This window comes from Fructobacillus parabroussonetiae (genome assembly GCF_018437265.1).
GTDB classification, from domain to species: domain Bacteria; phylum Bacillota; class Bacilli; order Lactobacillales; family Lactobacillaceae; genus Fructobacillus; species Fructobacillus parabroussonetiae.
In genome coordinates this window covers 17,709-29,887 of record NZ_JAAMFL010000005.1, presented here as the reverse complement: position 1 = coordinate 29,887, position 12,179 = coordinate 17,709, and the positions used below count along the sequence as shown (strand labels likewise).

15 protein-coding genes, 1 tRNA gene and 1 other annotated feature are annotated in these 12,179 nt (G+C 47.0%); of the genes, 2 read left to right on the top strand and 14 right to left on the bottom strand.

Translation table 11 applies throughout. The features are described from left to right. Positions 1 to 46: 46 nt before the first annotated feature. The 11 genes from G6R30_RS02980 to G6R30_RS02930 all read right to left on the bottom strand — a co-directional run bounded on the left by G6R30_RS02980 (position 47) and on the right by G6R30_RS02930 (position 8,777). The gene (locus G6R30_RS02980) at positions 47 to 652 is read right to left on the bottom strand and encodes a non-canonical purine NTP pyrophosphatase (protein ID WP_213821314.1); all 606 of its coding nucleotides are present in this window, start codon (positions 650 to 652) and stop codon (positions 47 to 49) included. Positions 653 to 663: 11 nt separating this feature from the next. Then, positions 664 to 1,686, bottom strand: a complete 1,023-nt coding sequence (locus tag G6R30_RS02975; RefSeq protein ID WP_213821312.1) for a biotin--[acetyl-CoA-carboxylase] ligase — start codon at positions 1,684 to 1,686, stop codon at positions 664 to 666. A gap of 24 nt (positions 1,687 to 1,710) precedes the next feature. Beyond that, a complete protein-coding gene (locus tag G6R30_RS02970) occupies positions 1,711 to 2,268 on the bottom strand; it encodes a biotin transporter BioY (RefSeq protein ID WP_213821310.1) in 558 nt (185 codons plus the stop codon). A gap of 99 nt (positions 2,269 to 2,367) precedes the next feature. Beyond that, complete coding sequence (locus G6R30_RS02965) at positions 2,368 to 3,297, bottom strand: YutD family protein (RefSeq protein ID WP_213821308.1); 930 nt, start codon at positions 3,295 to 3,297, stop codon at positions 2,368 to 2,370. 6 nt (positions 3,298 to 3,303) lie between these two features. Further along, entirely contained in the window at positions 3,304 to 4,668 is a 1,365-nt protein-coding gene (locus G6R30_RS02960; protein ID WP_213821307.1) for a bifunctional metallophosphatase/5'-nucleotidase, read from the bottom strand. Positions 4,669 to 4,760: 92 nt separating this feature from the next. Further along, entirely contained in the window at positions 4,761 to 5,852 is a 1,092-nt protein-coding gene (locus G6R30_RS02955) for an aminopeptidase P family protein (protein ID WP_213821305.1), read from the bottom strand. A gap of 160 nt (positions 5,853 to 6,012) precedes the next feature. Beyond that, entirely contained in the window at positions 6,013 to 6,324 is a 312-nt protein-coding gene (rpmA, locus tag G6R30_RS02950; protein ID WP_274381062.1) for a 50S ribosomal protein L27, read from the bottom strand. A gap of 27 nt (positions 6,325 to 6,351) precedes the next feature. After that, the gene (gene rplU / locus G6R30_RS02945) at positions 6,352 to 6,651 is read right to left on the bottom strand and encodes a 50S ribosomal protein L21 (RefSeq protein WP_010690655.1); all 300 of its coding nucleotides are present in this window, start codon (positions 6,649 to 6,651) and stop codon (positions 6,352 to 6,354) included. A gap of 13 nt (positions 6,652 to 6,664) precedes the next feature. Next, positions 6,665 to 6,740, bottom strand: a sequence feature (ribosomal protein L21 leader region). Between the two features lie 97 nt (positions 6,741 to 6,837). Next, positions 6,838 to 7,467: a TetR/AcrR family transcriptional regulator gene (locus G6R30_RS02940; protein WP_213821302.1), complete on the bottom strand. Its 630-nt coding sequence runs from the start codon at positions 7,465 to 7,467 to the stop codon at positions 6,838 to 6,840. A 181-nt stretch (positions 7,468 to 7,648) separates the two neighbouring features. Then, positions 7,649 to 8,407, bottom strand: coding sequence for a nicotinamide riboside transporter PnuC (pnuC, locus tag G6R30_RS02935; protein ID WP_213821300.1), 759 nt, complete (start codon positions 8,405 to 8,407; stop codon positions 7,649 to 7,651). Positions 8,408 to 8,450: 43 nt separating this feature from the next. Then, positions 8,451 to 8,777, bottom strand: a complete 327-nt coding sequence (locus G6R30_RS02930; RefSeq protein ID WP_213821298.1) for a DMT family transporter — start codon at positions 8,775 to 8,777, stop codon at positions 8,451 to 8,453. A gap of 180 nt (positions 8,778 to 8,957) precedes the next feature. Here G6R30_RS02930 and G6R30_RS02925 point away from each other — a divergent pair. Both G6R30_RS02925 and G6R30_RS02920 read left to right on the top strand, forming a co-directional pair. Beyond that, positions 8,958 to 9,031 (top strand) — tRNA-Arg (locus G6R30_RS02925). Positions 9,032 to 9,364: 333 nt separating this feature from the next. Beyond that, complete coding sequence (locus G6R30_RS02920; protein ID WP_213821297.1) at positions 9,365 to 9,628, top strand: hypothetical protein; 264 nt, start codon at positions 9,365 to 9,367, stop codon at positions 9,626 to 9,628. A 50-nt stretch (positions 9,629 to 9,678) separates the two neighbouring features. Here the strand turns inward: G6R30_RS02920 and trmB are convergent, their stop codons facing one another. The 3 genes from trmB to G6R30_RS02905 are packed head-to-tail and all read right to left on the bottom strand — an operon-like array spanning position 9,679 to position 12,163. Beyond that, positions 9,679 to 10,338 (bottom strand): tRNA (guanosine(46)-N7)-methyltransferase TrmB, encoded by a 660-nt coding sequence (trmB, locus tag G6R30_RS02915; protein ID WP_213821295.1) that lies wholly within the window; start codon positions 10,336 to 10,338, stop codon positions 9,679 to 9,681. A 38-nt stretch (positions 10,339 to 10,376) separates the two neighbouring features. Further along, entirely contained in the window at positions 10,377 to 11,456 is a 1,080-nt protein-coding gene (locus G6R30_RS02910; RefSeq protein WP_213821293.1) for an ABC transporter permease, read from the bottom strand. Then, the gene (locus G6R30_RS02905; RefSeq protein WP_213821291.1) at positions 11,453 to 12,163 is read right to left on the bottom strand and encodes an ABC transporter ATP-binding protein; all 711 of its coding nucleotides are present in this window, start codon (positions 12,161 to 12,163) and stop codon (positions 11,453 to 11,455) included. Before G6R30_RS02905 ends, G6R30_RS02910 begins: the two co-directional genes overlap by 4 nt. Positions 12,164 to 12,179: the final 16 nt, after the last annotated feature.

Sequence of the window (12,179 nt, the reverse complement as noted above, 5' to 3'; positions counted from 1 at the left end):
AAAATACATTCCCGATTGTTTCCGACCAATTCTCGATTGTCCTCGATCAATCCCCGTTCGTCATTTGATCGATTAGGGCCTGTAATGTCCGTGACCGGTCGTGGTAGGCCACCGCTTCTTTTAAGGGCATCGAGGATAAGGTTTTCCCGTTTTCTGCCAGCAATAGATCCGTTAACCCACCAAGGTCGGGGCCACCCTGAGCTTGATGAGCAATTGCCACTCCGCCACGCTGAGCTGCGACAAATTGCCGACCATCCGGTGCCAACAGGGCCATCGTTGATAAGAGGTAAGCCCCTCTTTTTTCATCGGGGATGGACTCATAGATTTTTAGTAGATAAGCGTTTTCTTCCTGAATCCCCTTTAACCCAAGTGCCTTAAATTCGCGGGCGGCTTTGACACCAAAGCGATCGGGAAAAGTTTCTAAGAAAAAAGCCGTATCGTCGGCTAAAATCCACTCATTTGGTAAAAACTGCTGGATAAAAGCGGCTTTTCCACGAGCGTTTGCCTCTTGGTCCGTTTCACTTTCAACCGGAAAAGTCAGTTTCTGGCCCAAAATCGACCGATAAGAAACGATCTCTTGACCGAGAACAGCCGCTAGCCGCGCCAACTCCCGGGTCTTGGCTTCATTATTCGATGCAAAGACAAAACGCATTCACTCACTCCTTACAAATTCAGGTTCTCGTACAATTTCACCTTCGTCACTTCACCAGCATAAATCGTCTTCTCCTCCCCATTATCAAGGCGAAGAACCAACCCTGCTGAATCCGAAATGGCCATCACGGTTCCTTCAAATTGTTCCTGACCAACTTGGAGGGAAACACGCTGCCCGATTAAGAAAGAACGGCGGCGATAATCGGCTAGGTACTCCCCCGATTGATAATTAGCATTCATCCGAATCAAAGCCAAGGTCAAACGGGCCATCAAAAAGTTCCAATCGATTGGATAATTCGGGTCATCGACCAGGGCCATGGCTTTCTTCTGAATATCTGAGGGGTAATCGGCCGGTAAAACATTCACGAAAAAGCCGAGAACCAACGCGTTGTATTGCTGATTCTCCATATCAAAGACCGCTTCCGTAATAATGCCACCGACTTTGTGACCGGAAACAATTAGATCGTTTACCCACTTCAATGAAACCGATAGGCCATCAAAAGTCTCTTCCAGAACCTGGGCAATCACCGCAGCAGCCGAAGTCGTTAACAAACTCGCAATGACCGGCTGCTCCTGATCAATTGGTAGCGAAAGTGAAATGTAGAGGCCCCGATCTTTCGGCGCAAAAAACGCCCTTCCACGACGGCCGTACCCCGCTCCCATCGTCCGCGCTGTGAACAAGGAAGGCTGCTGACCAGGATGAGTGGCCAAGTAATCCTTGGCATAAGTCTGTGTTGAATTAATGTCATCAAAAACCTGGATGGTATCAAAAGCCTGCTGGCCTTGACTCAATTGATCCAAGTAGGCAGTCACCACCCGCTGGTCCACATGGTTCGAGGACAAGTAGGCATAACCGGACTTTTTCTTAGAACTAATCCGATGACCATCCTTTTGCAAGGACTTCACCGCCTTCCAGACTGACTCACGTGAAATCGCTAAATCGCTGGCTAATTGATCACCCGACACATAAGTACCAGGTTGTTGTAAGAGATCGATTAAAACGCGATCTTTTGTTCTTTGCTTCATTTCGGCCATCAGCGCTCCATTTTGTAAGTGAACTTATTCAAACATCTTTTCTGGCAAAGCTTTCACAACTATTGTCGCGAGCGCGACTTTGACAAGATCACCAGGTACAAAGACCATGTTTGCCAGGTAGGTCTTAGCAAAGTCGAGCTTGGCGGTCCAGGACAGCCAAGCCACACCCATGCCATAAACGAGTACTAAATCAATCATAAAGAGTAAGACGAAAGATTGGAAGACCCCTGGACGAATTTGCCCCTTCTTTTTTGGCCAAAAAGTCGACAAGGCGGCAAAGGCCAGTGGCTGAAAGAGCCATGCCCAAATGTAGCCGGCCGTTGGTCCAACCAAGACCGCCAAACCACCGTGCCCACCAGTCAAAACTGGCAAACCAAGCGCAATCATGATGACAAAGACGGTCATCACAAAACTACCTCGGCGCGCACCCAAAATTAAGGAAATCAGCATAACCGCCAGGTTTTGCACGACAACAGGAACTGGTAGAAAGCCCAAGGTCATCCCAGGAATCATCCCAAAGACAATGAGCAGTGCGAGTAAGACGGCCTCCAAGGTTAAATCACGTACTTTTGAATGGTTCATTTTTTCTCTCCTATAACTTGTGTAACCCAATTGTATTTAAAAGGGTTACACAAAGTCAAGAAAAAATAATAACAAAAAAGAACCGCGAAGGTTCTCATTTTATGATTCGTTTTTCCGTTCTTTAACCGTAAAACGGTGCTTAGCACTTGGCTTTGTGGACGGCTTTTTGGCCTGATGGCGCGCTTGCCCTTGGTTCTGCGACTTTTGCTGCCCTGCTTTTCGATTTTGGCCGGACGAATTGTTTTGACCCGACTGATGACCATTTTTCGATTGATAATCACTGGCCTGATGCTGTCGATTTTGCCCATGTTGGCTATTGGCCGCCGTGTGCTGATTCGTTGAATGGTTACGACGGCGGCGATTCCGACGCTTTTTAGGCTGTGCAGACTGACTCTTATTTCCGTCTTTGGCCTGGTTGGTTGCCTCATTTGCCTTAGCCTTGTCTTCACGCTGCCGTTCCGTAAAGCGATGGCGGTGTTTTGACTGATTCGATGACGAGGCTGCCTGATTATCGTTGCTTCCCCTTTGTTCGGGACGGCGACGGGCATGCCCATTCTTTTTCTGTTTGGCCTTCTGGGCCGACTTCTTTTGATTCTTTGAAGCCTTCTTTTGCTTTTCAGCCTGCTCTTCTTCCCATTGTGTTAAGTAATCAACCTTTTTAGCTGGTCGGAAACGGCTGTTTTGGCTCTGTAAGATAAAGTAAGGGGCACCAAAATTGACGGTCTCATATAGATAATCGGCCAGGGTATCAATTTTTTGATCAGCCGACACGTCGCGCTCTTCATGGTAAAAACCGCGCAGGCGAACCTGCCCCGCTGATAAATCACCAACCACGTAGTCATACTGTTTGAGCAGGGGCGTGTAACGAAGGGCCATTCCCTCCTCAGAAAAGGCCTCTTTGAAATCAAAGACAAGCGTTAGTTTTAGGCCATCAATCTCGATTTCATCACCAAAGCGCTGAACTTGGTAGTCGGCTTGACGTCGTAGTTGCTGTTCAATTGTTCGATCTTTTAAGGTCGCGTGATCCATGTCAAATTATGTGGCAGGTATAAAAACTGCTTCTTCCTCTATTTTTTGATAATATTGCGCCATCATTTCCCGTAAGAAAACATCGAGGCGTATTTCGGCCGGTGCTTCGTCAAGCATCTTGAAAAAGTCCAGCCAGCGGTAATGATCAAGGGTAGCGACGGCATAAGTCCGTCCCTCTTCAATTGGTTGATCCTGATAAGTCCACTCGCCAATGGCGTTTTTTTGTAAACCAGCCATGAGTAACTGGCCGAATACTTGTCCCCGGAAACCAGAGCCCTTGATTCGTTGGTCAACCAAATCGCTGGCCTTCTCTTCATATTCCATCAGCCAGTCAAGCAACTGCCGACCAGTCAATTGAATCAGCATTGGCTGGATGGTATGCGGCATATCGCAAAGAAAATCATACTTGGACTTTGGCCCTGCCGGCAAATCCTTCAGGAAAAGGCCGGTTGAACAAATGGCAACCGGCAAGTGATAAAAGTCTTGAAGAGCTTTCAGGCAATCGCTGGCCTGCTGCTTTCTTGTGACAGCCGGTTGATAAGTCGTCGCAATTTCCTTCATTTCAGCTTCAACACCTGCTTGATCAATGGCTGCCACTGTTTCCTCATCCATTGCTTCTGCCGGAAGATCATCGGTTCGATAAGCCTTGGCTGAGACAGCTTGTAGCTGGTGTTGATCATCCAAGGAAAGCAAGACCTCACCAACATGATCGCCATAACGGCCCGCTGCGGCTAACCAGGTGCCCTGGTCAAGTTCCCCATTCGGTAGGACGTGATGCGTATGAGCACCAATAATCACGTCTAGATCATACTTTTTGGCTAGATCTCGATCGGTTGGTAAACCAAGGTGTGAGAGTAAAACAACCACATCGGCCTGTTTTCGCATCTCGGGCAAAAAACGATTCAAAACTTCTTCGGGATCTTCTGGCAGCCAGCCCAGCGTCTGATAAGTCTGCTGATAAGGCGCCGTCATGCCAATCACCGCTACTTTCGTCCCCGCCTGACTCTGATAAATCTGGTAAGGCTTGGCCCAAGCGGGTTGCCCATTACTTTCCTCATCAACTAAATTCGCCAGCAAGACGTCAAAGTCGGCCTTGTCATAAAGGTGGTTGAGCTCACGATGGGGCATAACGAGTCCCTCGTTATTTCCGATGGTGACCGCCGTGTAATTCGCCTCGTTCATAATGGCGACATTACCCTTTCCCAAAGTCGTATCAGTCAGCGGATGCAACCGATCGATGGCATCACCAATATCAAAGCGAAAAACCGTCCCGTTGGCCGGCTCTTTCTTCAATAAAAAGCGCTTAATCTTTGGCCAAGGGCCAAAGTGAGAATGCATATCATTGGTGTGTCGTAACGAAATGGTTTCCATCGCTGCCTCCTTCTTTTATCTTAACATTATTTGCTTAAACTGCCCGGCTAAAAACAAAAAAATCGCCGACAAAAGCAGCGATTTTCTTTCCATTAACGGTCAATGGTTAAGAGATCCTTTGGAATCCCAGCGGTTAGCACTTCGTGCCCGTTTTCGGTTACCAAAACATCGTCTTCAATTCGAACGCCACCTTTACCGGCAAGGTAGACACCAGGTTCGACCGTCAGCAAGTTTCCCGCCTGGACTTCATCGGAAGAACGCGCCGAAAGAATGGGTCCTTCGTGAATATCTAAGCCAGCACCATGACCAGTTGCGTGATTAAAGTCTTCACCATAGCCTTCACCATCGATATAGTCGCGGGCGACACGGTCAACCTCTTCCGTCGACAAGCCAGGTTTAATCACGTCAATCGTATCTTCGTTTGCCTGCTTGACAACTTCGTAAACCTTCTTTAATTCCGGATCAATTTCACCCATCGCGATCGTTCGCGTTACGTCGGACGTGTAGCCATCAACGAAGTAACCAAAGTCGATGGTAACTAAATCACCCTTTTCGAGCTTCTTATCAGTGGCCGTACCGTGTGCCATGGCCGATCGAGCACCCGAAGCTACGATTGTGTCAAAGGAAGGCTTATCAGCACCGTATTGCTTTTGTAGCGCATCCAAACGGTTCGCTACCTCGCGCTCCGTCATCCCAACCTTAATTTCTTTCATCAAGTCATTGAAAGCCTTTGTCGAAGCAGTGGCAGCCTTTCGCAAGGCTTCCGCTTCGGCTTCATCTTTAATTTCACGCAGAGCTTCCACTGCACCTGGCACCGCATCAAACGCAATATCTGCCGGCAATAAGTCATCTAAGAGTTGGTAATCAGCATACGGCATGTCCGCCTCAAAGCCTAACTTCTTAATGCCAAAGGCCACCACCTTTTCCACGGCCACTTGGTAATAAGCACGGGTGACGTTTAATGAAACCCCTTCTGGCATCGCATCGACATATTCATTTTCATAGCGGGCATCGGTCATAAAGGCGGCATCGGCTAACGAAACCACTAAGACACCATCCCCTGTGCCACCTGTAAAGCCGGTCAAATAGCGCATGTTCGAACCATTCGTAATGATCATCCCTTGCAAATCCAACTGTTTCAATAATTTTTGCAGCTTTGCAATTCGTTTTTCGTAAAATGACATGGACTGCCTCCTGTTTATCTTCTTTTGGTTATTGTAACACAGATTTATTATAAAAAAGAAAGCAACCGCTTTAAAAAAGCTTTTTTAAATGTTTTATGATGACTTTTTAATGAAATTTATTCAATAAAAAAAGCAGGCAATGCCTGCTTTTTCCAACAATTTAGGCCTTAGCCAACTTGTTGTATTCTTCCCGAGTATAAACGGAAACTTGACGCTTGTCGCGACCCTTACGTTCGAACTTTACAACGCCATCAGTCAACGCGAAGAGCGTATCGTCGTTACCACGCTTAACGTTAACACCTGGGTAGATGTGCGTTCCGCGTTGGCGGTAGATGATTGAACCGGCAGTCAAATCTTGACCGTCAGCAACCTTCGTACCAAGACGACGACCAGCTGAGTCACGTCCGTTGGCAGATGATCCACCACCCTTGTGGTGGGCAAAGAGTTGTAAGTTATCTTGATTCATCAACATAAGTCTATTCTCCTTTTACAGTGATGATTACGCGATGGAATCAATCGTCACGCGCGTGTATGGTTGGCGGTGTCCCTGCTTCGTGTGGGAATGCTTCTTAGGACGGTACTTGAAAGTTACAACCTTCTTTTCCTTACCTTGCTTTTCCACCGTTGCAGTGACCTTTGCACCTTCAACAAAAGGTGTACCGATCTTTGAATCAGTCAAGACCACTTGGTCGAAGACAACTTTGTCGCCTTCTTGTGCGTCCAACTTTTCAACAAAGATGGTGTCGCCTTCAGCGACCTTGTATTGCTTGCCGCCAGTTACAATAATTGCATATGCCATTATTGAATTCTCCTTTTATACTTAGACTCACCGATACGAGGCGGTTCAATGAACTTACTTAAACCTGTACCGTGTGGTTGTAGCTGCGCTAACAACTTATTCAGTATAGCAAGAACTTTTGTAAATTGCAATGACTAGCCAAGGGGTAAAAGTCCGATGGCAAGGCCGCTGATTGCAACTCTCTCCTTATGAATGCAAAACCGCCACTTCCTCTTTTTCAACAGTGGTCAGCTCTTCTACCGACAGTCGGACCGTAAAGTCAAACAAGGCCTGAGCCGATTTCTTTGTCCGACGAGAAGTTCCCTTCCACAAAGCCTTAAACTCCATCACGAGATCAGCGGCCGAAAAGGGCATCCCCTCTTCAAGCCAGAGCGAAACCGCTGCAAAGAAGGCCGCCGTCATCATCTCCCATTGAAAAATAATACGAGTCTTCAAGGCGCTGGACCTCATTCCTTTCAAAGCCAGGTCACGCTGATTCCTTAATTCATTCATCAGTAAAAACAAAAGGTCCGTATCCTTTTGATGATTGAAAACTTCATGGAAAAACGGCGCTTTGGCCTCGATTTGGCGAACAATCTCATAGCAGGCAAAGCCGTTTTTAGTATGTGCCAAAAGCTGGTTGACCAGATGTTGGTTCACATCCCGAATCAAATCACGCTTATTGCTATAGTGTCGGTAAAAAGTCCCCCTGGTCACCTGGGCCAAAGCAAGCAATTCTGAAATCGAAAAGCGATCGGATTCGGCTAATAAATCCATGGCAGCTTGTCGCATCACGAAACGCGACCGCAAGAGCCTGGCATCAGTTGTTTTACGCATGGCATGACTCCTTCTTTCAGCAATTGTCGTTCATCGACTTTTTCACGCTGAGTATACCAAGTTCTCCTGGCAAAACCTCCTTTTTTGTCGCCTAATAGCAAAAGAGGTCAAAAATTTGTCCTAACTGACAAATTTTCAACCTCTAGCTTGCATTTATTAAGATCCATCGAACGATGATTTCTTACTTTGCTGCCTTCATCGCACGAGCCCATGGTGAGAAGAACAAACCAAGCACATCGTTTCCTAAGTAAAGGATGTAAGTAGCAAAGAGTACCCAGTTGGCGTCGCCTTGTAAAGCCGTCAAGCCCCAAAGGCTAACTGACATGATTCCTTGCAATGCCCACATCCAGTACTGAGAACGGTACTTTGACACCGTCAAGATCGCACCAGTAATACCAATCGTTGCTGAAAAGGCATCGATGATTGGTCGTGGTGATACCAAAATCTTCGTATCTAAGGTGTAAAGCAGGATAAAGGCAACGATGGCCGTTACAACCGCCAATACCCAACCACGTTGGTTCATTGGCTTAATCTTACGATTCTGCCAAGCGTTACCAAAGAACATGAAGTTCAAATCAAGCGTAACCAAATAGATCATTTGCATCACGATGTCTGAATAGTTCTTTGAATGAAAGGCAACGATTGAAATCAAAACCGCTGAGATAAAGCCAAGCAAACCGTTAATTCGACGGTTTGCCGTAATGGCCAAGGTACAAGTGAAGCCGATGGCCCCACCAAGCATCGACATAACGGACAAGTAATTCAAACCATGAGCCAATCCTGTCGAGATGATGACAACTAGACCAATTGCCAACCAGACGTAAGAAGAGCGGTCCCATCCGGAAAAGCCTTCCTTATAATATGACCAGGTGAAGATCTGCTTCATATTTTCTTTTACTTCCGGCCAGGTAAAGCCGTTTGCTGTTTCGTTCTCTGCCATGTTTTCCTCCTCGTTTGCTCAGGGACAGGCTTCCCCAAGACTGCTAATGTACGCGCCCGAATAAGTTGACCAAAATCACACCAATGATTAATAAGGCCAACCCGACGATTGTTTGCCAATTCAAAGTCGCTTTGAAGACAACCACGCTTAAGCTCGTGATTATTAGTATACCACTTGCTGACCAAATTGCGTATGCCAAGTGAACGGGAATTGTCTTGACCACTAATGCTAATAAGTAGAAAGAAAGCCCATAGCAAGCCAAAGTCAAAACCGTCGGTAATATTTTTGTAAAACCATTCGTTTGGCCAATCAGTGCCGTACCAGTCGTTTCGGCGATTACCGCCAGGGCGAGGTAAAGATATGATAACATTTCAATCTCCTTTGCTACCAAATGATTATCCAGGATTTACTAAAAAATAACAAGAATAACATTTACCGAAGTCAGCCTTTTTAAAAAGACCGTCAGATCAGGATAGCAACCGCTTTTTAGTCAGAAGACCCGCTTTATTTTCGACCCGTTATTTGCTAAACTAAGACGTATTCATTATTTGCACTGGTAGCTCAGCTGGATAGAGCAGCCGGTTTCTACCCGGCAGGTCGAGGGTTCGACTCCCCCTCAGTGCATTAACGCTATTGATATATCTACGTTAAACACCTTAATGGGGAACAAAAATAAGATTACTTAAGTTGTTTTGATACAGTTTTGATACAATTGAAAAAAGCACAGTCGCCATTCCTTCCCCGTTTTTCTCGCCGCTCGATCAGCCTTTCGGGCTGCTTTTTATTTTACAGAAGGAATGATCGTCAGAGAAGTGTCATCGCTTCATTGGCTATGACGATTTCAAATAAAAAAAGGGCGATTTGCATTTTTAACTGAGTCCCATACAATAGGGTTGTCTCCTTCTTTTTGAAGGCCGCTTATTGTAAGAACAGAAACGTCAATTGAAAGGTCTTTTCATGGTTCAATATAACTTTATTATCGCTTCCGCCCGGGTTGAAACTAACGTTGCCCTTCCCGTTCGTCCGCAGGTCGGCGACGTCATCTCCCTGTCAACGGGTGTCAACACGCCTCACTACCTCGTGCACCGGGTTGAAATCTTCGCCAATTCAGATGTGGTCAACGTCCACGTCCAGCGTTTCCCCGATCAGCTTTCAGCAAAGTTGGCCATTGACGGTTTCCGCAACATGCGCAACTTCCTTCGCGACGAAGAAAGCAATTAATTCAAAACAAAAAGAAGCTTGAGCGAGTAACGCTCAAGCTTCTTTTTTTCTTAAAAATGTGCCTTTACCTTGTAGATTGGCTGGCCCTTTGCTAAGAATTTTTCTTCATATTCAGTCTTCACGTTTCCCTGGACTTTGTCAGCATCCGCGTGCAAGTCCATCGTGTAGTCTTCAGCCGTCCAACGCATGCCAAAGTCCATGAAGGAAACCAGGGAGTATTCGAACAAGTGACGGTTATCCGTCTTAAATTCAACCTCACCACCATCTGGCAACACCGCCTTATAGGAAGAAAGGAAGGACTTATAAGTTAAACGGCGCGCCTCATGACGGGTCTTTGGCCATGGATCCGAAAAGTTCAGGTAAATCTTTTCGATCTCCCCCTTTTCGAAGTAGGTTTCAACACCCGAACCATTGCCATAGAGGTAGCGCAAGTTCGGCAAGATACCCACCTGATCAAAGGACTTACGCGCTGCGATTGCAACGGCCGTCTCCTGGATTTCCATTCCAATATAGTTGATTTCAGGATGGGCCAATGCCATTCCTAAAATAAACTGCCCCTTTCCAGAGCCAATTTCAACATGGATGGGCTGTTCCTGATCGAAAATTGCCTGCCACTGCCCCTTCTTTTCCTGGGCGCGGGTTTGGTCAATGACCAGGTCTTGATGGGCTTCCAGCCAAGGCTTGGCCCAAGGTTTTGAACGTAAATGCATGTGCATTCTCCTTTAAGTTTAATCAATGATAATGGGAATTAACGAAACACTTGTAGCATCAAGAGGCCGAGAATCCCTCCGGCAACGCCCGCCGGAAGTGAGATGAGTACCGCCGTTTCAAGAACCAGTACGACAAATAGCGGGAACAAGAGCCAATTCATGGCCTGATGAAAAGCCATTCGGCGTTTCTTTTGACTAACAAAGAGCAAGGGGCTCCAGAGAATCGCTTCCGCTCGGTGAAAGACAGGCCACAATTGGCGCTTGGCTAAGTAGCAAAAGGCCAACAAAAAAGCGATTGGCCAGTAAGCTGCCTGTTTTTCCAACAGAGGTAACAAAAACAAAACAAGCAGCCACTGCCGAAGCACTAAGGTCAGCCCCCCTTCATAACGCAAGAGAATGCGAAGGGCCAGTTGTTGCTCGGGGGCCTTTGAAAAGGGCAACTCCTCCAATAGCAAGTCCAGATAGGCGCGTCGTTTCACAGCAGCCACCTGCTGGGGCACCTGCGCAAACAAGGAAAAGAAACGATCCCGCCGATTTCGCTGTTCGGCTGCCTGTTGCTGGGCAATCGACCAGTTAACGGTTAAGGCACCGTTCGAGCTCTGATGGAATAAGCGCCGATAGGACTGTTCTATGGAAAAAGCTTTCACTGATAGCTGAAGGAACAAAATCAACAACAGTTGCCAGGTGCTTCGTACCCCAGCCTGCCAAAAGAATGGGCAAGCCGCCAAAAAGAACAAAAGCTGAACGGGGAAAAGCCAAAGCATTGCTTGGCGGCGCGCCTTTTTTAGATAATGACTGACCAGAAAACCATCGGCTCCTATCAAAAAGACCCGGTCAGCCTCTTCCAGATAGGTCATGATACGACCCAAGCGAAGACCAACCAACAACAATAACAGCGCCAGTAAGAGCCAAACGGACAGAAAAGAATGAAAAAGTCGCAGGGCCTGCCCGTCATAGCGCTGATACAAAAGTACCGCAGCGCCAAAGGCAATAAACAAAAAGATCATAAAGTGATCGTTGAAGAGCAACTTCAAGTAGCGTTGATTGCTTTTTTGCTGCCGTCTGAACCGTTGGTCATAAAGCTTGGCCAATTCAATTGTTTGCTTATCGGCCATCATGAAAAGAGCGCATCCAAATCATTTTCCGACAGGCCTCGATCAGCTGCCAATTCACTTGGCTTACCAAAGAAGGAAAGCTGCCCGTCTTCCAACAGCGCAAAGTCATCCACGTAGGCTGCCGCCTGTTGCAACAAATGCGTCGTCAACAAGACGGCCGTTCCTTCTTTTGCCCGTTCTTTCATTAGCGTAATCAACTGCTTTTGGGCCAACACATCCAAGCCCAAGAAAGGCTCGTCAATCACTAAGAGCGACGTATCCAAGGAAAAAGCGGCGACAAGCATGACTTTTTGCTTCATCCCCTTTGAAAAATGAATGGGCAACCAATGCTCTTTACCATTCAAACGAAAGACTGTCAGTAACGACGTAACTCGTTGCCAGTGCGCCCCATCATCCTGCCCGTGGGCAGCAAGCATCAGGTGAAGATGCTCGGCCAGTGTTAACTCATCGTATAAAACGGGTTGTTCTGGAATGTAGGCAAGCGCTGCTTTATAGGCAGCTGGCTCCTTTTCCAAATCATGACCATCCAGTGAGAGCCGACCTGCCTGTGGCTGCCGGAGTCCAATCACCTGCTTTAAGGTCGTGGACTTCCCAGCTCCGTTTAGACCAATCAGGGCAACAATTTGGCCTGTTGAAACAGTAAAAGTCAGATTGTTCACCACCGCTTGTCCAGCGTATCCGGCCGTTAAATTGTCGATTTGTAATCCCATGGTCTTCATTATACCA

Bases quoted from the DNA above. Each gene is read 5' to 3' on its own strand.
- G6R30_RS02980 (WP_213821314.1), bottom strand. From the start codon at position 652: ATGCGTTTTGTCTTTGCATCGAATAATGAAGCCAAGACCCGGGAGTTG.
- G6R30_RS02975 (WP_213821312.1), bottom strand. From the start codon at position 1,686: ATGGCCGAAATGAAGCAAAGAACAAAAGATCGCGTTTTAATCGATCTC.
- G6R30_RS02970 (WP_213821310.1), bottom strand. From the start codon at position 2,268: ATGAACCATTCAAAAGTACGTGATTTAACCTTGGAGGCCGTCTTACTC.
- G6R30_RS02965 (WP_213821308.1), bottom strand. From the start codon at position 3,297: ATGGATCACGCGACCTTAAAAGATCGAACAATTGAACAGCAACTACGA.
- G6R30_RS02960 (WP_213821307.1), bottom strand. From the start codon at position 4,668: ATGGAAACCATTTCGTTACGACACACCAATGATATGCATTCTCACTTT.
- G6R30_RS02955 (WP_213821305.1), bottom strand. From the start codon at position 5,852: ATGTCATTTTACGAAAAACGAATTGCAAAGCTGCAAAAATTATTGAAA.
- rpmA (WP_274381062.1), bottom strand. From the start codon at position 6,324: ATGTTGATGAATCAAGATAACTTACAACTCTTTGCCCACCACAAGGGT.
- rplU (WP_010690655.1), bottom strand. From the start codon at position 6,651: ATGGCATATGCAATTATTGTAACTGGCGGCAAGCAATACAAGGTCGCT.
- G6R30_RS02940 (WP_213821302.1), bottom strand. From the start codon at position 7,467: ATGCGTAAAACAACTGATGCCAGGCTCTTGCGGTCGCGTTTCGTGATG.
- pnuC (WP_213821300.1), bottom strand. From the start codon at position 8,407: ATGGCAGAGAACGAAACAGCAAACGGCTTTACCTGGCCGGAAGTAAAA.
- G6R30_RS02930 (WP_213821298.1), bottom strand. From the start codon at position 8,777: ATGTTATCATATCTTTACCTCGCCCTGGCGGTAATCGCCGAAACGACT.
- G6R30_RS02920 (WP_213821297.1), top strand. From the start codon at position 9,365: ATGGTTCAATATAACTTTATTATCGCTTCCGCCCGGGTTGAAACTAAC.
- trmB (WP_213821295.1), bottom strand. From the start codon at position 10,338: ATGCATTTACGTTCAAAACCTTGGGCCAAGCCTTGGCTGGAAGCCCAT.
- G6R30_RS02910 (WP_213821293.1), bottom strand. From the start codon at position 11,456: ATGATGGCCGATAAGCAAACAATTGAATTGGCCAAGCTTTATGACCAA.
- G6R30_RS02905 (WP_213821291.1), bottom strand. From the start codon at position 12,163: ATGGGATTACAAATCGACAATTTAACGGCCGGATACGCTGGACAAGCG.